This window comes from Streptomyces ziwulingensis (genome assembly GCF_039542605.1).
GTDB lineage: Bacteria > Actinomycetota > Actinomycetes > Streptomycetales > Streptomycetaceae > Streptomyces > Streptomyces ziwulingensis.
This window is the reverse complement of sequence record NZ_BAABIG010000041.1, coordinates 66,842-85,173: the sequence shown is the minus strand read 5'-3', so window position 1 is coordinate 85,173 and position 18,332 is coordinate 66,842. Positions and strand designations below refer to the sequence as shown.

Genomic DNA, 18,332 nt, shown 5'->3' with positions numbered 1-18,332 from the left:
CCATGACCGACGTGACCGCCGTGGCCCACCGCGGCGACCCCTACCGCGTCCGCGAGAACACCCTCGGCTCGCTGCGCTCCGCCCTGCGCCGGGGCGCCGACGCGGTCGAGATCGACGTACGGCTGACCCGGGACGGCGTACCCGTGCTGCTGCACGACGAGACGCTGCGGCGGCTGTGGGGGCGGGACCGCCCGCTGTCCGCGCTCTCGGCCGACGAGGTCCGGGAGCTGACGGCGGGCGGCGTACCGACGCTGGCCGAGGCGCTGGCGGCGACCGACGGGCACCGGGTGATGCTGGACCTGCCCGGCGTCCCCGGCGCCCGCGCGGTCCGCCGGATCGTGGCCGTCGTACGCGAGTGCGGGGCGCGGGAGCGGGTGTACTACTGCGCGGGCGCCGCCGCCATGCTCGCCGTCCGCGCCGCCGACCCGGCCGCCGAGATCGCCCTCACCTGGACGACGCTCGCCCCGCCGCGCCCCGCGCTGCTGGCCGCGGTCCGCCCGCGCTGGCTCAACTACCGCTTCTCCCTGCTGGACCGGCCCCTGGCGGACCGGGTCCACCGCGACGGCTGCCTGCTCTCCGCCTGGACCCCGGACACCCGGCGCTCGATGCGCCGTCTGCTCGACCTGGGCACCGACTCGATCACCACCAACCGGGTGGACGTGCTGTGCGGGGTGCGCGGCACACCCTCCTGAGACGCCGTCTCTCCTGAGACGCCGCCTCTCCGACGGCGTCATCTCTCCCGATACGTCACATCTCCAGCGACGTCATCACGTGCTTGATCCGCGTGTAGTCCTCGAACCCGTAGCCCGACAGGTCCTTGCCGTACCCGGACTTCTTGAAGCCGCCGTGCGGCATCTCCGCGACCAGCGGGATGTGCGTGTTGATCCACACGCAGCCGAAGTCGAGCATCTTGGAGAGCCGCATGGCCCGCCCGTGGTCCTTGGTCCACACCGAGGAGGCCAGCGCGTAGTCCACGCCGTTGGCCCACTCCACGGCCTGGTCCTCGTCGCGGAACGCCTGCACGGTGATGACCGGGCCGAAGACCTCGTGCTGCACGATCTCGTCGTCCTGCGCGAGGCCCGAGACGACGGTCGGGGCGTAGAAGTAGCCCTTGTCGCCGACCCGGTGGCCGCCGGCCTCGACCTTGGCGTGGGCGGGCAGCCGCTCGATGAAGCCGGCCACCTGCTTGAGCTGGGCGGGGTTGTTCAGCGGGCCGAAGAGCACGTCCTCGTCGTCGGGCTGCCCGGTCTTCGTCTCGGCGGCCGCCTTCGCCAGCGCGCTGACGAACTCGTCGTGGATCGACTCGTGGACCAGGACGCGGGTGGCCGCCGTACAGTCCTGGCCGGCGTTGAAGAAGCCCGCCACCGAGATCTCCTCGACGGCCTTGGGGATGTCGATGTCCTCGAAGACGACGACCGGGGCCTTGCCGCCCAGCTCCAGGTGGACCCGCTTGAGGTCCTTCGACGCCGACTCGGCGACCGACATGCCGGCCCGCACCGAGCCGGTGATGGAGGCCATCGCCGGGGTGGGGTGCTCCACCATCAGGCGGCCGGTGTCGCGGTCGCCGCAGACGACGTTGAAGACGCCCTTGGGCAGCACCGAGCCGATGATGTCGGCGATCAGGACCGTGGAGGCGGGCGTGGTGTCGGACGGCTTCAGGACCACCGTGTTGCCCGCGGCGAGCGCCGGGGCGAACTTCCACACGGCCATCATCATCGGGTAGTTCCACGGCGCGACCTGCGCGCAGACACCGATCGGCTCGCGGCGGACCATGGAGGTCAGCCCCTCCATGTACTCGCCGGCGCTGCGGCCCTCCAGCATCCGCGCGGCACCCGCGAAGAAGCGGATCTGGTCCACCATCGGCGGGATCTCCTCGGTGCGGGTCAGCCCGATCGGCTTGCCCGTGTTCTCCACCTCGGCGGCGATCAGCTCCTCGGCGCGCTCCTCGAAGGCGTCCGCGATCTTCAGCAGGGCCTTCTGGCGCTCTGCCGGGGTGGTGTCCCGCCAGGCCGGGAAGGCCGCGGCGGCGGCCGCCATGGCGGCGTCCACGTCGGCCTGCCCGGACAGGGGCGCGGTCGCGTAGGGCTCGCCCGTGGCGGGGTTGACCACCTCGGTGGTCCGTCCGTCGGCGGCGTCCCGGAACTCACCGTCGATGTGGTTGCGCAGACGACGCAGCTCGGTAGTCACTGCCGGCCCTCCAGAGTTCGGATGTCCATCGGTACGGGCGTCCATTGGGTGAGACACCCACCCTAATCGGAGGGCCGACGTTTTCAACACCCCCGACACCCCACAGAATGCGAAATCCGCAGACTTACGTCACCCAAACAACGGATTTCATCGATCTCGCCTTGCGAAACGGCGTATACCTCGTGCACAGTGAAGCCGTGGCCAGTCGAAGCGCAGACCCCAGGGACTCCCGCGAGTCCAGGCACGGCGGTCCCCAGTTGGACGCCGTCTCCCTCGCCATCATCGAACAGCTCCAGGAGGACGGCAGGCGCCCCTACGCGGCCATCGGCAAGGCGGTCGGTCTCTCCGAGGCGGCCGTGCGCCAGCGCGTGCAGAAGCTGCTCGACCAGGGTGTGATGCAGATTGTCGCCGTGACGGACCCGCTGACCGTGGGCTTCCGCCGCCAGGCGATGGTCGGGGTCAACGTGGAGGGCGACGTCGAGTCCGTCGCCGACGCGCTGGCCGCGCTGCCCGAGTGCGAGTACGTGGTGATGACGGCCGGCTCCTTCGACCTGATGGTGGAGATCGTCTGCGAGGACGACGACCACCTCCTGGACGTCATCAACAAACGCATCCGGGCCCTGGCCGGCGTGCGCTCCACCGAGAGCTTCGTCTACCTCAAGCTCAAGAAGCAGACCTACATGTGGGGAACCCGATAACCGTGAGCACCGACAGCGCCAAGGACCTCAGCCGGACCGCGTACGACCACCTGTGGATGCACTTCACCCGCATGTCGTCGTACGAGAACGCCCCCGTCCCCACCATCGTGCGCGGTGAGGGCACCTACCTCTACGACGACAAGGGCAAGCGCTACCTCGACGGGCTGGCCGGCCTGTTCGTGGTCCAGGCCGGCCACGGGCGCGTCGAGCTGGCCGAGACCGCGGCCAAGCAGGCGCAGGAGCTGGCGTTCTTCCCGATCTGGTCCTACGCCCACCCCAAGGCCATCGAGCTGGCCGAGCGGCTCGCGCACCACGCCCCGGGCGACCTGAACAAGGTCTTCTTCACCACCGGCGGCGGCGAGGCGGTGGAGACCGCCTGGAAGCTGGCCAAGCAGTACTTCAAGCTGACCGGCAAGCCCACCAAGTACAAGGTGATCTCCCGCGCGGTGGCCTACCACGGCACCCCGCAGGGCGCCCTGTCCATCACCGGCCTGCCCGCCCTGAAGGCCCCCTTCGAGCCGCTCGTCCCGGGCGCGCACAAGGTGCCCAACACCAACATCTACCGCGCCCCGATCCACGGCGACGACCCCGAGGCGTACGGCCGCTGGGCCGCCGACCAGATCGAGCAGGAGATCCTCTTCGAGGGCCCGGAGACGGTCGCGGCCGTCTTCCTGGAGCCGGTGCAGAACGCGGGCGGCTGCTTCCCGCCCCCGCCCGGCTACTTCCAGCGGGTGCGCGAGATCTGCGACCAGTACGACGTGCTGCTCGTCTCCGACGAGGTCATCTGCGCCTTCGGCCGCCTCGGCACCACGTTCGCCTGCGACAAGTTCGGCTACGTCCCGGACATGATCACCTGCGCCAAGGGCATGACCTCGGGCTACTCCCCGATCGGCGCCTGCGTCATCTCCGACCGCCTCGCCGAGCCGTTCTACCGGGGCGACAACACCTTCCTGCACGGCTACACCTTCGGCGGCCACCCGGTCTCCGCGGCGGTCGGCCTGGCCAACCTCGACCTCTTCGAGCGCGAGGGCCTCAACCAGCACGTGCTGGACAACGAGGACAATTTCCGCGCCACCCTGGAGAAGCTGTATGACCTGCCGATCGTCGGTGACGTCCGCGGCAACGGCTTCTTCTACGGCATCGAGCTGGTCAAGGACAAGGCCACCAAGGAGACCTTCACCGACGAGGAGACCGAGCGCGTCCTGTACGGCTTCCTGTCGAAGAAGCTCTACGAGAACGGCCTGTACTGCCGTGCCGACGACCGCGGCGACCCGGTCGTCCAGCTCGCCCCGCCGCTGATCTCGAACCAGGAGACGTTCGACGAGATCGAGCAGATCCTGCGCGCCACCCTCACGGAGGCGTGGACGAAGCTGTGAGGAAGCTGTGATGAGCTGACGTCATGATCAGCGACGGCCCCGGTGCCGCCCGTTCGAGTGAGAAACGGCGGCCCGGGGCCGCGTGCTGTCCGGCCGCCCGCTCCGCCCTGCCTAGCGTGCCTGGTGACCGATGGGCCCTGCCCCGTTCCCCCGGACGGGTGACAGGCGCCAGGGGAACGGACCAGAACCGAGGTGTACGCCCATGGTGGCCCCGCCGGACGACGAGCTGCTCCGGGCAGACTCCCTGCACTTCCAGCACGCCGACGGCTCCCCCGCGCTGCGCGGCGTCTCGCTCGGCGTCACCCGGGCCGAGATCCTCGCCGTGACCGGGCCGCGCGGCAGCGGCAAGACCACCCTGCTGCGCTGTCTGTCCGGGCAGGTCCGGCCGCGCCGCGGCACGGTGCTCCTGGACGGCGTGCCGGTGCACACCATGGGCCCGTTCGCCCGCGAGCGGCTGCGCCGCGACCGCTTCGGCTGGATCGACCCGGCCCCGGCGCTCGTCCCGGAGCTGACCGTCTGGGAGAACACCGCCCTGCCCCTGATGCTGCGCGGCACCGGCCGGCGCCGCGCCCGGCAGGCCGCCCTGGAGTGGCTGGAGCGCCTCGACGTCGCCGAGGACGCGCGCCGCCGCCCGGACGAACTGCGCCAGGCCGAGCGGCAGCGGGTCTGTGTCGCCCGCGCGCTGGCCGTCACCCCGTCGGTGCTCTTCGCCGACGAACCGACCGCCCCGCTGCACCGCGCCGACCGCGCCCAGGTGCTGCGCACGCTCACCAGCGCGGCCCGCTCGCACGGCGTCACGGTCGTCCTGGCCACCCACGACGCGGAGATCGCCGCCCTCGCGGACCGCGCGGTCGCGCTGCTCGACGGGCGGCGGGTGCGGACCCTGCACCTGCCCCCGGTCGTGGAGACCGCCGACCTCCCCGGCGGCGCCGGGACGGCGGAGGGCCGGGCCGCGTGCTCGCTCTCCGTCTGACCCTCGCCGCCCGGTCCGCCGTCCTGCTGCGCCGGCTGCTGGTCGCGGCGGCCTCCGCGGGCACCGGTTTCCTGCTGCTCAGCGCCCTCGGCCACGCGATCGGCCACCCGGGCACCACCGGCGACTCCGCCCTCCGGCTGGCCTGGTGCGCGGCGCCGCTCGCCACCACGGTGTACCTCGCCGTCGCGGTGGCCCGCGCCGACCCGGGCACCCGGCCCCGCCCCGGCCTTTCGGCGGTCGGCCTCGGACCCGGCCGCCTGCTGGCCGTCTCGGCGACCACCACCGCGCTGGCCTGCTCGCTGGGCTCGCTGGCGGCCCTGGTCCTCTTCCTCCAGCTCCGCGGCGACCTGGCCGGCCTGCCCTTCGACGGCCCGGCCGCCGACTCGCTCGCCGCGGGCCTGCCGCTCCCCGTCCCGGCGGCGGTGACACTGCTGACCCTGGTGCCGGTGACCGCGTCGGCGGCGGTGGCCCTGACACTGCGCCCGCGCGAGCCCCGGCCCGCCCCGGCGGGCGGCGCGGGCCACCGGTACGGCCGCTTCGGCGCGTACGGTCTCGCGACCAGGGAGACGTTCGGGGCGTACGGCCGCTTCGGCGCCCGCCGGGTCGTCCAGTCCGCGGGCGGCCCGCCCGCCGAGCCCGGCCCCGGCCCCGCCGACGGCCTCCCGGAGTCCGTCCCGGGCCCGACTGCGGCCGCCCCCGCCCCCGCGAACGGCACCCCGCGCGCCACGGACGCCGAACCCGCCCCCCGGCCCGCCCGCCCCGGCACCGGCGCCCTCCCCTGGGGAGTCGCCGTGCTGACCGCGGGCGTGGCCGCCCAGACCATGGCGGGCCGGGCCGGCACCGGAGCCGGTGGCCTGAGCGCCGGTGTCCTGGCCGGGTGGGTCCTGACCGCCCTGGGCCTGGCCCTCGCCGGGCCGGGCCTCACCCACCTGTGCGGACGCCTGCTCCAGACGCACCGCCCCGGCGCGCTCCGGCTGCTGGCCGGCCGGGTGCTGATGGCGGAGGCCCACCGCATCGGCCGGCCCCTGGGCGTGGTCTGCGCGGTGGCCTCCGGGGCGTACGCGGCGGCGGTGCGCTACGACACGGACGGGCCGGTGTTCGGCCCGCTCGGCACGCTCGGCGCCCTCCTCGTGGCGGGCTGCACGGTGGCCACCCTGCTCACCGCGGCCGTCGAGGCCAGACACGCCCGCGCCGACACCACGGCCGCCCTGCTGCGCCTCGGGGCGCCCGGCACGGTGCTGCGCAGCGCCGCCGCCGTACGCGCCGCCGCGCTGATCGCCCTCTTCGGCCCGCTGACCCTGGCCGTCGCCGAAGTGGCCGCGCTGCCGCTGACGCGTCCGTAAAAACTTTCGAAGAAAATCTCCCGTACAGCGATGAGTTCGCCCCCGGCCCCCGGTCTACCCCTGCGAACGAGACGCGTACGAGACGCACCGACATGACACCCACGTGACACCAAGGGGAGAGGCCCTCATGTACCAGCAGATGATCTTCGTGAACCTGGCCACCGGCGACCTGGACGCGACGAAGAAGTTCTTCACCGAGCTGGGCTACTCGATCAACGCCCAGTTCAGTGACGACACGACCGCCTCGATCCCGCTGAGCGACACGATCGTCGTCATGTTCCACACCCCCGAGAAGTACGGCGTGTTCACGAAGAAGGAGATCGTGGACTCGAAGCGGACCAGCGAGGTGCTGCTCGCGCTGAGCGCCGAGAGCCGCGAGAAGGTCGACGAACTGGTGGACAAGGCGGTCGCGGCGGGCGGCTCGGTCACCGGCGAGACCCAGGACCACGGCTTCATGTACGGCCGCGCCTTCGAGGACCTGGACGGCCACACCTGGGAGGTCGTGTGGATGGACCCGGCGGCGGTGGAGAGCTGAGCACCTAGCATGGGCGGGTGGATCATCTGACACCCGCCCGGCCGCAACCCGCCTCCCACGACCGGGAGATCGAGTCCCTCGCGGAGTTCGACGAGGTCGTCGCGGACCGCGGCACCCTCGCCCACCACCGCGTCCAGGCCGTCGACCTGACGGGCCGTACGCGGGCGCTGAAGACCCTCGACACCTCGGACGCCGTCTTCCTCGGCTGCGCGATGGAACCCGCGGCCGAGGTCGCCGTACGGGCCGCCGGCGCCCTGGTCTTCCCTCCGGTCCCCGGCCTGCCCTTCGACCCCTACCGGGCGCGCGTGCACTCCCCCGAGGAGCTGTTCGCCTCCCTGGAGGACGGTTACGAGGCGACGCCGGACGCCCGCGCCTACGCGTGGTTCCAGCGGACCAAGGCGGACGGGGACATCTTCGCCTCCATGCTGCGCGCCGTCCACGACGACGCCGTCTCGGACGCCGTCGACGAACTCCTCGTCGACGCCCGGGTGGTGGGTGTCATGGGCGGCCACGCCATGGCGCGCGGCACCGAGGAGTACGCCGGCGCGGCCCGCCTCGGCCGCGTCCTGGCCCGGTCCGGGTTCACCGTGGCCACCGGCGGCGGCCCCGGCGCCATGGAGGCCGCCAACCTCGGTGCCTACCTGGCCCCTTACCAGGACAGCGTGCTCGGCGAGGCGCTGCTGCCGCTCGCCAAGGCGCCGTCGTTCACGCCCTCGGTCACCGAGTGGGCGCGCGCCGCCTTCGAGGTCCGGGCGCGCTGGCCCGAGGGCGGCGCCTCGGTCGGCATCCCGACCTGGTTCTACGGCCACGAGCCGCCCAACGCCTTCGCCACCCACATAGCCAAGTACTTCGCCAACGCCACCCGTGAGGACGGCCTGCTGGCCCGCTCGAACGCCGGCGTGATCTTCCTGCCGGGCGCCGCCGGAACCGTACAGGAAGTGTTCGACAACGCGACGCCGAACTACTACGGTTCGCGCGGCGAACCCACGCCCATGGTGCTGGTGGACCGGGCGCACTGGACGGAACGGCTGCCCGCCTGGCCGCTGTTGCGGGCCCTGGCCGAGGGGCGGGCGATGGAGTCGCGGATCGCTCTGGTCGACCGGATCGAGGACGCGCCGAAGGCCCTGAAACGTCTTGCTGGTTAATAAGCGGGTAAAGTCAACCGTCTTCCTGGGCATATGCGTTGACAGTACGCGGGCGAGACCAATAGACCTGTGAGTCTCCTGGGGCGTTCGTGTCATGAGAGTGTGTCCGTGGCGCCCCGGGCAGCCCCCCGCATCCAGCGCATCCTGTAAAGGACCAACGTGCCCCTGTCCATACTCCGCCGTACGGCGTCCCGCCGCAGCGTTCGTGCCCTCGGTGTCGCCACCGCGACGGTCGCCCTGGCCGTCGGCGCCGCCGGCAACGCGTTCGCCTGCAACATCGGTGAGTTCTCCGCCGCCGCGATCTGCGATGGCTCCAAGGGCGTCATCACCGTCACCGACGTCGACCCCTCGGGTGTGCCCGCCACCGTCACCGTCTACCGCCAGGTGGACGGCGCCGCCGAGGTCAACGTCGGTGAGCAGGAGGTGAAGGGCTCCCGAGAGGGCGTCACCATCACCTTCGCCGACGACTGGAAGCCGAACACCACGTACCGCATCCACGTCAAGGCCGCCCAGTCCGTCGACGAGGACATCAAGCCCAACCTCGTCACCCCGGGCACCGCCTGCGCCGGGGAGGAGACTCCCCCCGAGGAGGAGACTCCCGAGCCGACGACGCCCACGCCCACGCCGACGAAGCCGGCCGAGGAGCCGGAGTCCCCGGCTCCGACCACCCCGGCCTCCTCCGAGAGCGAGAGCACCGCTCCGGCGGGCGCCGCCGACAACGCGCCCTCGCCCGCGGCCGCCGACTCCAACCTGGCCGAGACCGGCGCCGACTCCAACACCGGCATGATCGCCGGTGTCGCGGCCGCCCTGGTCGTGGTCGGTGGCGGCGCGGTCTTCTTCGGCCTGCGCCGCCGTGGGGCGAACAGCGCGAGCTGACGCCGCACCGCGACACCCGGGTGCCACACCGCACCTGACGGCCCGTCCCTGCCAGGGGCGGGCCGTCCCCGTGTCCGCCCGCTACCCGGCGCTCACCCCAGTACGACGATCTCGGCCACGTCGAACTCCACCCCGACCCGGTCCCCGACCTCCGGCGCGGACCGCAGCGCGCACGCCGCCTCCAGCGGGGGCCCGTCCGCGGGCCGCAGGCGGACGGCGACATGGGTGCCGCGGAAGGTGCGGGCGGCGACCGTGCAGGGCAGGCCCGCGTCGGCGCGGGTGAGCCGGACGCCGCCGGGGCGCACCAAGAGGTCGCGGGGGCCCTGCGGGGCGCCCTCGGGGACCGGCAGCTTGCCCCACGGGGTGTCGGCGGCCGGTCCGGTGACGGTCGCCGCGACCACGTTGTCGAAGCCGAGGAAACGGGCGACGAAGGCGTCGGCCGGCCGCTGCCACACCTGGAGCGGCGACCCCGACTGGGCGATCGTCCCGTCCCGCATCACCACGACCCGGTCGGCCAGCGCGAACGCCTCGCCCTGGTCGTGCGTCACCGCGAGCACCGTGGTGCCCAGCCGGCCGAACAGCTCCCGCAGTTCGACCACCAGCCGCTCGCGCAGCGACCGGTCGAGCTGGCCGAGCGGCTCGTCGAGCATGAGCAGCCGGGGGCGGGGCGCGAGCGCGCGGGCGAGCGCCACCCGCTGCTGCTCACCGCCGGAGAGCGCGGCCACCGACCGGCGCGCGGCCCCCGGCAGACCGACCAGCTCCAGCAGCTCCTCGACCCGCGTGCGCTGTGCGTCCCTGCTCAGGCCGTGCATCCGCGGGCCGAAGGCGACATTGCCGCCGACGTCCCGCTGCGGGAAGAGCTGGTGGTCCTGGAACATCAGGCCGACGCCGCGCCGGTGCGCGGGCACGCCGCCCTGGTCTCGTCCGTCGAGCGTCACCCGGCCCGCGTCCAGCGGCCGCAGCCCGGCCACCGCCCGCAGCAGCGTGGACTTGCCGCTGCCGCTGGGGCCGAGCACGCAGACGATCTCGTGCTCGGCGACGGACAGGTCCACGGCGTCGAGCGCGGCCCGCCCGCCGAAGCGGACGGTCGCCCCCTCCAGGCTCAGCAGCGTGCTCAGTGGCATCTAGAACTCCCCGGTCCGGTCGGTACGCAGTCGCTCCAGCACCAGCAGCGCCACCGCGCACACCACCATCAAGATCGTGGACAGGGCCATCGCCTGCCCGTAGTTGAGGTCGCCGGGGCGGCCGAGGAGCCGGGAGACGGCGACCGGCAGCGTCGGGTTGTCGGGCCGCGCGATGAACACGGTCGCCCCGAACTCCCCCAGCGACACCGCGAACGCGAAACCGGCCGCGACCAGCAACGCCCGCCACACCATCGGCAGATCGACCTCCCGCCAGACCCGCCACGGCGACGCCCCGAGCACCGCAGCCGCCTGCCGCAGCCGGTCGTCCACCGCCCGCAGTACCGGCAGCATGGTCCGTACCACGAAGGGCACACCGACCAGTGCCTGGGCGAGCGGCACCAGCATCCAGGAGGAGCGCAGGTCGAGCGGGGGCTCGTCCAGCGCGATCAGGAACCCGAAGCCGACGGTCACCGCCGACACCCCGAGCGGCAGCATCAGCAGCGCGTCGAAGCCCCGCACGAAACGCCCCGCGTCCCGCCGGGTCAGCGCGGTGGCCGCGAGCGCGCCGACGGCCACCGCGAGGACGGTCGCGACGGCGGCGTACTCCAGCGAGTTGCCGATCGCGTCGATCGGCGGGACGAGGAAGGCGCCGCCGTCGTCCTCGCGGGTCAGCGCCCGGAAGTAGCCGAAGCCGGGCGCGTCCAGCGACCGCCGCACCAGCACCACCAGGGGCAGCAGGAGCAGTACGGCGACGGTGGCGAGGACCCCGCCCAGCACCGCCCACTGCCCGGCCCCGCGCGGCCGGCCCGCGGTCACCGAGGGGTCCACCAGGCGCAGGGCGGTCTCCCGGCGCCGTACGGTCCAGGCGTGCAGGGCGAGGACCGCGCCCACCGCCACGAACTGGATCATGGTCAGTACGGCGGCCGTGGACAGGTCGAAGACGTCCGCGGTCTGCCGGTAGATCTCCACCTCCAGGGTGGAGAAGCGGGGGCCGCCGAGGATCTGCACCAGGGCGAAGGAGGTGAAGCAGAACAGGAACACCATCAGCGTGGCGGCGGCCACGGCGGGCCCGAGCGCGGGCAGGGTCACCTGCCGCCAGGCCCGCGGCCGGGAGGCGCCGAGCATCCGCGCCGCCTCCTCCTGCCGGGGGTCGAGCTGCGACCAGAGGCCGCCGACGGTGCGGACGACCACGGCGTAGTTGAAGAAGACGTGCGCGAGCAGGATGGCCCAGACCGTGGTGTCGAGGCGGACGCCCCACAGGTCGTCCAGGAGCCCGCCGCGGCCGACCACCGCCAGGAACGCCGAGCCGACGACGACCGTCGGCAGCACGAAGGGCACCGTGACCACGGCCCGCAGCACCTGCTTGCCGGGGAAGTCCAGGCGGGCGAAGACATAGGCGCCCGGCAGCGCGACCAGCAGCGTGAGCGCGGTGGAGGCGAGCGCCTGCCAGGTGGTGAACCACAGCACGTGCCTCAGGTCGGCGGAGGCCAGCACCTCGCCGATCCGGCCGAGGTGCCAGCCGCCGTCCGTCCGCAGGCCCCGCGCGACGATCGCGGCGACCGGGTAGGCGAAGAAGACCGCGAAGAAGGCGACGGGCACGGTCACCAGCGCGAGCCGCACCGCGGGCCCGCGCCGCCGGGTCCGCCCGCCCGCCGCCGCGCCTTTCGCCGCGGCCGCCGCTCGCGTCGCTTCGGGACGGCTCGCTTCGGGACGGCTCGCTTCGGGGCGGGTCACTTCAGTACGAGGGAGGTCCATGACTTGACCCACTGGTCACGGTTGGCGGCGATCTTCTCGGGCGCCAGGGTGTGCGGGTCCGCGACGGCCGGCACGTTGTCGGTGAAGACAGCGGGCAGCTTCGCGTCGTCGGTGACCGGGTTGACGAACATGTTCAGCGGCATGTCCTCCTGGAACTCCTTGCTGATCAGGAAGTCCAGGAACGCCTTGCCGCCCTCGGCGTTCTTCGCGTGGCTCAGCAGCCCGGCGAACTCGGTCTGGCGGAAGCAGGTGCCGGTCGCCACGCCGGTCGGCGCGGTGTCGGGCCGCGGCTCCGCGTAGACGACCTCGACGGGCGGGGAGGAGGCGTAGGAGACCACGAGCGGCCGGTCGCCGCCCGCCTTCTTGCCGCCGGCCGAGCCGGAGAACTCCTCGTTGTACGCCTGCTCCCAGCCGTCGACCACCTTCACCCCGTTGGCCCGGAGCTTCTTCCAGTAACCCGCCCAGCCGTCGTCGCCGTACTCGGCGGCGGTGCCGAGCAGGAAGCCGAGGCCGGGCGAGGAGGTGCCGGCGTTCTCGGTGACGAGCAGGTTCTTGTACCGGGGCTCGGTGAGGTCGGCGAGGGTCTTCGGCGGCGCGATCCTGTGCTCGCCGAAGTACGCCTTGTCGTAGTTGACGCAGATGTCGCCGTAGTCGACGGGCGTGACCCGGTCCTTGTCGTCGAGCCGGTAGCGGGCGTCGACCCGGTCCAGGCCCTTGGCCTCGTACGGCTGGAAGAGCCCGTTGTCGAGGGCGCGGGAGAGCAGGGTGTTGTCGACGCCGAAGAAGACGTCGCCCTGCGGGTTGTCCTTGGTCAGGACGGCCTTGTTGACGGCCTGCCCCGCGTCGCCGTCCTCCAGCACCTTGACCTGGTAGCCGCTGCTCTTCTCGAAGGCGGCGAGGACGCTCTTGGACACCGCCCACGAGTCGTGGCTGACCAGGGTGACGGTCCTGGAGTCGCCGGACCCCTGGTCGTCGGCGGACGACCCGCACGCGCAGAGCGTGACCAGGCCGAGTCCGACGGCCAGGGCGGCGGCCTTCTTGGTGATGCTCGCGGATGTGCCGGTGGTGGTGCTCACTGATTCCTCCTGGGACGTCCAGGAAGAGACGCGGCCCCGCCCGGTTCCCTCGACGGGTCCCGGGCGGGGCGCAACAGCTCGAGTGGTGACCGATCTCCCTACCCAGAATGACCTGGGCCAGGTTCGGAGGGTCTGCGGCCGGTGCCGCACTCTCAGCGCTGTGGCGCTCCCCTGTCGGAATATGAAGATGTGGGTACGAAGAGGTGGGTTATGAAGAGGTGGGTACGGAGGTCAGCGTACCGCTCGCACTAACGTTCGGTTGCCGCGAGCTGGCCGCACGCCCCGTCGATCTCCTGGCCGCGGGTGTCCCGGACCGTCACCGGCACCCCGTGGGCGGCGATCGCCTCGACGAACGCCTTCTCGTCCTCGGGCCGGGAGGCGGTCCACTTCGAGCCCGGCGTCGGGTTGAGCGGGATCAGGTTCACGTGCACGGGCTTGCCCCTGAGCAGCCGCCCGAGCCGGTCGCCACGCCACGCCTGGTCGTTGATGTCCCGGATCAGCGCGTACTCGATGGAGAGCCGGCGGCCGGACTTCGCGGAGTACTCGAAGCCGGCGTCCAGCACCTCGCGCACCTTCCACCGCGTGTTCACCGGGACGAGGGTGTCGCGCAGCTCGTCGTCGGGAGCGTGCAGCGAGATGGCGAGCCGGCACTTGAAGCCCTCGTCGGCGAAGCGGTTGATCGCCGGGACGAGGCCGACCGTCGAGACGGTGATGCCGCGCTGGGAGAGGCCGAGGCCGTCGGGCTCGGGGTCGGTCAGCCGCCGGATCGACCCGACGACGCGCTGGTAGTTGGCGAGCGGCTCGCCCATGCCCATGAAGACGATGTTGGACAGCCGCGCCGGTCCGCCCGGCACCTCACCGTCGCGCAGCGCCCGCATGCCGTCCACGATCTGGTGCACGATCTCGGCGGTCGACAGGTTGCGGTCGAGTCCGGCCTGGCCGGTGGCGCAGAACGGGCAGTTCATCCCGCACCCGGCCTGCGAGCTGATGCACATGGTCACCCGGTCCGGGTAGCGCATCAGCACCGACTCCACGAGCGTGCCGTCGAAGAGCCGCCACAGCGTCTTGCGGGTGGTGCCCTGGTCGGTCGACAGATGCCGCACGACCGTCATCAGCTCGGGCAGCAGCGCCTCCTGGAGCCGGGCCCGGGAGCCGGCCGGGATGTCGGTCCACTGCTCCGGGTCGTGCGCGTACCGGGCGAAGTAGTGCTGCGAGAGCTGCTTGGCGCGGAACGGCTTCTCACCGGCCGCGGCCACCGCCTCCTTGCGCTCGGCGGGCGTGAGGTCGGCGAGGTGCCGCGGCGGCTTCTTGGCTCCGCGGGGGGTGGCGAACGTCAGCTCACCGGGGGCAGGACGGGCCACGGTCGGACAACTCCTCATGACGACGGGCCAGTGGCAACCCCGCGTCGGCGGGGACTACGGCAGGGCCATGCCGAAGCCAGGAGACCTCACTGGACCATCCCCGCGTCGGCGGGGACACGAAAGGGCCCGCAGCAGATGCCGCGAGCCCTTCCAGAGTACCCGACCGCCGTCAAGCCGATCCGACGAAGATCACGAGCAGCAACCACACCACCGGTGCCGTGGGCAGCAGCGAGTCCAGCCGGTCCATGATGCCCCCGTGACCGGGGAGCAGCGTGCCCATGTCCTTGATGCCGAGGTCCCGCTTGATCATCGACTCGCCCAGGTCGCCGAGGGTCGCGCTGACCGCGACCGCCAGGCCCATCAGCACCCCCTGCCACCAGGAACCGCCGTCGATCAGGAACTCCATGCACAGCGCGCCCGCCACCATCGCGAAGGCGACCGCGCCCAGCAGTCCCTCGCGGGTCTTGCCGGGGCTGATCCGCGGGGCGAGCTTGGTCCGGCCGAAGCGCCAGCCGACCGCGTAGGCCCCGGTGTCGCTGATGACCGTCAGCGCCAGGAAGGTCAGCACCCGCCGCGAACCGTCGTCGGCCGCCAGCATCATGGTGACGAACGTGGCCAGGAACGGCACGTAGAACGCGGCGAAGACACCCGCCGTGACGTCCCGCAGGTAGTTCTCCGGCGGTTGTGCCATCCGCCACACGAGGACGGCGAGCGCGGTGAACGCCATGGCGACCCAGGCGCCCTCGGCGCCGCGCGCGTAGCCCGCGACCACCATCGCCGCGCCGCCGACCGCCAGCGGCACCAGCGGCGCGTGGATGCCCTTGCGCTCGTCCAGCCGCTTGGTCAGCTCCCACAGCCCGACCACGACGGCGATCGCGACCACACCGACGAACGCGGCCTTGACGACGAACAGCGACGCGATGACCACCACGCCGAGCCCGACACCGACCCCTATCGCGGCGCCCAGGTCACGCCCCGCGGTCTTCTTCTTCGGTGGCGGAGCCGGCTGCGGGGCGTCGTGCATGGGCTCCGGATTCTGCGCCACCGCCGTGTGGGCCGGCGCCGCCGCGTAGGCCGGCACCGCCGCGTGGGCCGGCGCCGGCGAGGTCTCGTCTCGGAACAGGGGACCGCCCGGCCGAGCGGTCCCCCGGTCGTCCTCCTGGTCCCCGCCGAAGTCGGGTACCCCGGGCACGATCGGCATGGGGCGAGTCTGCTGCGCGGGGTGCGCGTCGTACGCGGGACCCGCCGGGGCAGTCCCCTGGACAGGTCCCCGATCGGACGGCCCCCAGTACCCGGCTTGTGGCGGCGCCCCCCAGGAAGAAGAGTCGTTCATCAGACCTCGAGCAGCTCCGCTTCCTTGTGCTTGAGGAGTTCGTCCACCTGGGCGACGTACTTCGCCGTGGTGTCGTCCAGCTCCTTCTCGGCGCGGCGCCCCTCGTCCTCGCCGACCTCGCCGTCCTTGACCAGCTTGTCGACGCCGTCCTTGGCCTTGCGGCGCACCGCGCGGATGGACACCTTGGCGTCCTCGGCCTTGCTCCTGGCGACCTTGATGTAGTCGCGGCGGCGCTCCTCGGTCAGCTCCGGGAACACCACGCGGATGATGTTGCCGTCGTTGCTGGGGTTGACGCCCAGGTCCGAGTCGCGGATGGCCTGTTCGATGTTGCGCAGGGCGCTCTTGTCGAAGGGGGTCACCACGGCCATGCGCGGCTCGGGCACCGAGAACGAGGCCAACTGGTTGATCGGCGTCGGCGCGCCGTAGTAGTCGGCCACGATCTTGTTGAACATCGCCGGGTGCGCACGGCCGGTGCGGATCGCGGCGAAGTCCTCCTTGGCGACCACGACGGCCTTCTCCATCTTCTCCTCGGCCTCGAGGAGGGTCTCTTCGATCACCACTTGCTCCTGCGTCTCTGAGTGGGCCCGGCTGCGGTTCCTCGTCAAGGCGCCGGCCGGCTGCGTCGCGTCTTCTTCCTGCACGGTTCCGGACCGGCAGGACATTGTCCATCCCCCGGTCCGGCCCCGTCCCGTCCGTCCCCCGGACAGGTGGAGACCGGGGGACGGCGGTACTGCCCGGTCAGTCCCGGCTGTTCTGGTCCCCCACGAGCGTGCCGATCTTCTCACCCTTGACGGCGCGGGCGATATTGCCCTCCTTCAGGAGTTCGAAGACGACGATCGGGAGGCTGTTGTCCCGGCAGAGGGTGACCGCGGTGGCGTCGGCGACCTTGAGGTCCCGGGTGATGACCTCGCCGTAGCCGAGCGCGTCGAACTTGACGGCGTCCGGGTTGGTCTTCGGGTCGGCGTCGTAGACCCCGTCGACGCCGTTCTTGCCCATGAGCAGGGCCTCGGCGTCGATCTCCAGGGCGCGCTGCGCGGCGGTGGTGTCGGTGGAGAAGTACGGCATGCCCATGCCGGCGCCGAAGATGACCACGCGGCCCTTCTCCAGGTGGCGCACGGCGCGCAGCGGGATGTACGGCTCGGCGACCTGCCCCATGGTGATGGCGGTCTGCACGCGGCAGTCGACGCCCTCCTTCTCCAGGAAGTCCTGGAGGGCGAGGCAGTTCATCACGGTGCCGAGCATGCCCATGTAGTCGGAGCGGGCCCGGTCCATGCCGCGCACCTGGAGTTCGGCGCCGCGGAAGAAGTTGCCGCCGCCGATCACGATGGCGATCTGCGCGCCGTCCCGGACGACCGCCGCGATCTCGCGGGCGATGGCGTGCACCACGTCGGGATCGACGCCCAGGCCCCCGCCGCCGGAGAACGCCTCTCCGGACAGTTTCAGCAGAAACCGGCCGCTCACTTTGGGGTCGTCGCTCTTCTCGGCCTTGGTGGTCATGGAGATCTCGCCTCTTTTACGTGGGTCACACACACGAAGGAGGCCATTGCCGGTGGGCTGGTACACATCCCATGCGCGGCAATGGCCTCCTCGTCAGATCTGCTGTCGACCCTACCGGGGTCGTACGTCCGTCGCGGTACGGACTCAGATGCCGACCTTGATGCGCGTGAAGCGCTTCAGGGTGACACCGGCCTCGTCCAGGACCTTCTGGACGGACTTCTTGTTGTCCAGCGCGTACGGCTGACCGAGCAGCGTGGCGTCCTTGAAGAAGCCGTTGACGCGACCCTCGACGATCTTCGGCAGGGCGGCCTCGGGCTTGCCCTCGGCGCGGGTGGTCTCCTCGGCGACGCGGCGCTCGGACTCGACGACCTCGGCCGGCACGTCCTCCTTGGAGAGGTACTTCGGCGCGAAGGCGGCGATGTGCTGGGCGACGCCCTTGGCGATCTCGGCGTTCGGCTTGTCCAGCTCGACCAGGACACCGATCTGCGGGGGCAGGTCGGGCATCGTGCGGTGCATGTAGGCCGTGACGTAACCCTCGGTGAACTGCGCGAAGCGGTCCAGGACGATCTTCTCGCCGAGGTTGGCGTTGGCCTCGTCCACGTACGCCTGGACGGTCTTGCCGGGCTCGATCTCGGAGGCGAGCAGTGCCTCCAGGTCGGCCGGGGCGACCTTCGCGACGTGCGCGGCGATGGCCTCGGCCACGCCCTGGAACTTGTCGCCCTTGGCGACGAAGTCCGTCTCGCACTTCAGCTCGACGAGGACACCGGAAGAGTTGTCGTCGGCGATGATCGAGACGACCGCGCCGTTCTCGGCGGAGCGGCCCTCGCGCTTGGCGACGCCCTTCTGGCCCTTGATGCGGAGCGCCTCGACGGCCTTGTCGACACTGCCCTCGGCCTCGTCCAGCGCCTTCTTGCAGTCCATCATGCCGGCGCCGGTCAGCTCGCGGAGCTTCTTGACGTCGGCGGCGGTGTAGTTCGCCATGAGTCTGTGAGTCTTTCTCGAAGTCTGGAAGATCGGAGATCTACGGGGTCTGCGGCCCGCAGCGAGCTGTAG

The 18,332-nt window shown here is 72.0% G+C and carries 17 protein-coding genes and 1 riboswitch; of the genes, 8 read left to right on the top strand and 9 right to left on the bottom strand.

Going from position 1 to position 18,332, the window contains the following annotated elements; translation table 11 throughout:
- The first annotated feature begins 2 nt into the window (after window positions 1–2).
- Window positions 3–692: a glycerophosphodiester phosphodiesterase gene (locus ABEB00_RS20860; RefSeq protein WP_345621434.1), complete on the top strand. Its 690-nt coding sequence runs from the start codon at window positions 3–5 to the stop codon at window positions 690–692.
- A 55-nt stretch (window positions 693–747) separates the two neighbouring features.
- Here the strand turns inward: ABEB00_RS20860 and ABEB00_RS20855 are convergent, their stop codons facing one another.
- The gene (locus tag ABEB00_RS20855) at window positions 748–2,187 is read right to left on the bottom strand and encodes a gamma-aminobutyraldehyde dehydrogenase (RefSeq protein WP_345621433.1); all 1,440 of its coding nucleotides are present in this window, start codon (window positions 2,185–2,187) and stop codon (window positions 748–750) included.
- Between the two features lie 182 nt (window positions 2,188–2,369).
- On the opposite strand from ABEB00_RS20855, the gene ABEB00_RS20850 reads away from it, so the two are divergent.
- The 7 genes from ABEB00_RS20850 (at window position 2,370) to ABEB00_RS20820 (ending at window position 9,133) form a co-directional block, all read left to right on the top strand.
- Window positions 2,370–2,885, top strand: a complete 516-nt coding sequence (locus ABEB00_RS20850; protein WP_345621431.1) for an Lrp/AsnC family transcriptional regulator — start codon at window positions 2,370–2,372, stop codon at window positions 2,883–2,885.
- A 2-nt stretch (window positions 2,886–2,887) separates the two neighbouring features.
- Window positions 2,888–4,261 (top strand): aspartate aminotransferase family protein, encoded by a 1,374-nt coding sequence (locus ABEB00_RS20845; RefSeq protein WP_345621430.1) that lies wholly within the window; start codon window positions 2,888–2,890, stop codon window positions 4,259–4,261.
- Window positions 4,262–4,463: 202 nt separating this feature from the next.
- Window positions 4,464–5,234: an ABC transporter ATP-binding protein gene (locus ABEB00_RS20840; RefSeq protein WP_345621429.1), complete on the top strand. Its 771-nt coding sequence runs from the start codon at window positions 4,464–4,466 to the stop codon at window positions 5,232–5,234.
- A complete protein-coding gene (locus ABEB00_RS20835; RefSeq protein ID WP_345621428.1) occupies window positions 5,216–6,577 on the top strand; it encodes a hypothetical protein in 1,362 nt (453 codons plus the stop codon). The genes ABEB00_RS20840 and ABEB00_RS20835 overlap by 19 nt, the downstream gene beginning before the upstream one ends.
- Window positions 6,578–6,704: 127 nt before the next feature.
- Window positions 6,705–7,112 (top strand): VOC family protein, encoded by a 408-nt coding sequence (locus ABEB00_RS20830; RefSeq protein ID WP_345621427.1) that lies wholly within the window; start codon window positions 6,705–6,707, stop codon window positions 7,110–7,112.
- Window positions 7,113–7,129: 17 nt separating this feature from the next.
- Window positions 7,130–8,257, top strand: coding sequence for an LOG family protein (locus ABEB00_RS20825; protein ID WP_345621426.1), 1,128 nt, complete (start codon window positions 7,130–7,132; stop codon window positions 8,255–8,257).
- A gap of 165 nt (window positions 8,258–8,422) precedes the next feature.
- Complete coding sequence (locus tag ABEB00_RS20820; RefSeq protein WP_345621525.1) at window positions 8,423–9,133, top strand: LAETG motif-containing sortase-dependent surface protein; 711 nt, start codon at window positions 8,423–8,425, stop codon at window positions 9,131–9,133.
- 92 nt (window positions 9,134–9,225) lie between these two features.
- Here ABEB00_RS20820 and ABEB00_RS20815 read toward each other — a convergent pair whose 3' ends face one another.
- The 8 genes from ABEB00_RS20815 to tsf all read right to left on the bottom strand — a co-directional run bounded on the left by ABEB00_RS20815 (window position 9,226) and on the right by tsf (window position 18,260).
- Window positions 9,226–10,257, bottom strand: coding sequence for an ABC transporter ATP-binding protein (locus ABEB00_RS20815; RefSeq protein WP_345621425.1), 1,032 nt, complete (start codon window positions 10,255–10,257; stop codon window positions 9,226–9,228).
- Window positions 10,258–12,012 carry an ABC transporter permease gene (locus ABEB00_RS20810; protein WP_425586536.1) on the bottom strand — a complete coding sequence of 585 codons (1,755 nt, stop codon included), beginning with the start codon at window positions 12,010–12,012 and terminating at the stop codon, window positions 10,258–10,260. It lies immediately after the preceding gene.
- Entirely contained in the window at window positions 11,988–13,088 is a 1,101-nt protein-coding gene (locus ABEB00_RS20805) for a thiamine ABC transporter substrate-binding protein (RefSeq protein ID WP_345621423.1), read from the bottom strand. The genes ABEB00_RS20810 and ABEB00_RS20805 overlap by 25 nt, the downstream gene beginning before the upstream one ends.
- A 77-nt stretch (window positions 13,089–13,165) precedes the next feature.
- Window positions 13,166–13,271, bottom strand: a riboswitch (TPP riboswitch).
- Between the two features lie 65 nt (window positions 13,272–13,336).
- Entirely contained in the window at window positions 13,337–14,467 is a 1,131-nt protein-coding gene (gene rlmN, locus ABEB00_RS20800; protein WP_345621422.1) for a dual-specificity RNA methyltransferase RlmN, read from the bottom strand.
- A 151-nt stretch (window positions 14,468–14,618) separates the two neighbouring features.
- On the bottom strand, window positions 14,619–15,782 hold the full coding sequence (locus ABEB00_RS20795) for a phosphatidate cytidylyltransferase (RefSeq protein ID WP_345621420.1): 1,164 nt from the start codon (window positions 15,780–15,782) through the stop codon (window positions 14,619–14,621).
- Entirely contained in the window at window positions 15,782–16,339 is a 558-nt protein-coding gene (gene frr / locus ABEB00_RS20790) for a ribosome recycling factor (RefSeq protein WP_345621418.1), read from the bottom strand. The genes ABEB00_RS20795 and frr overlap by 1 nt, the downstream gene beginning before the upstream one ends.
- 181 nt (window positions 16,340–16,520) lie before the next feature.
- On the bottom strand, window positions 16,521–17,279 hold the full coding sequence (gene pyrH, locus ABEB00_RS20785) for a UMP kinase (RefSeq protein ID WP_345621417.1): 759 nt from the start codon (window positions 17,277–17,279) through the stop codon (window positions 16,521–16,523).
- 144 nt (window positions 17,280–17,423) lie between these two features.
- Entirely contained in the window at window positions 17,424–18,260 is an 837-nt protein-coding gene (gene tsf, locus ABEB00_RS20780; protein WP_345621415.1) for a translation elongation factor Ts, read from the bottom strand.
- Window positions 18,261–18,332: the final 72 nt, after the last annotated feature.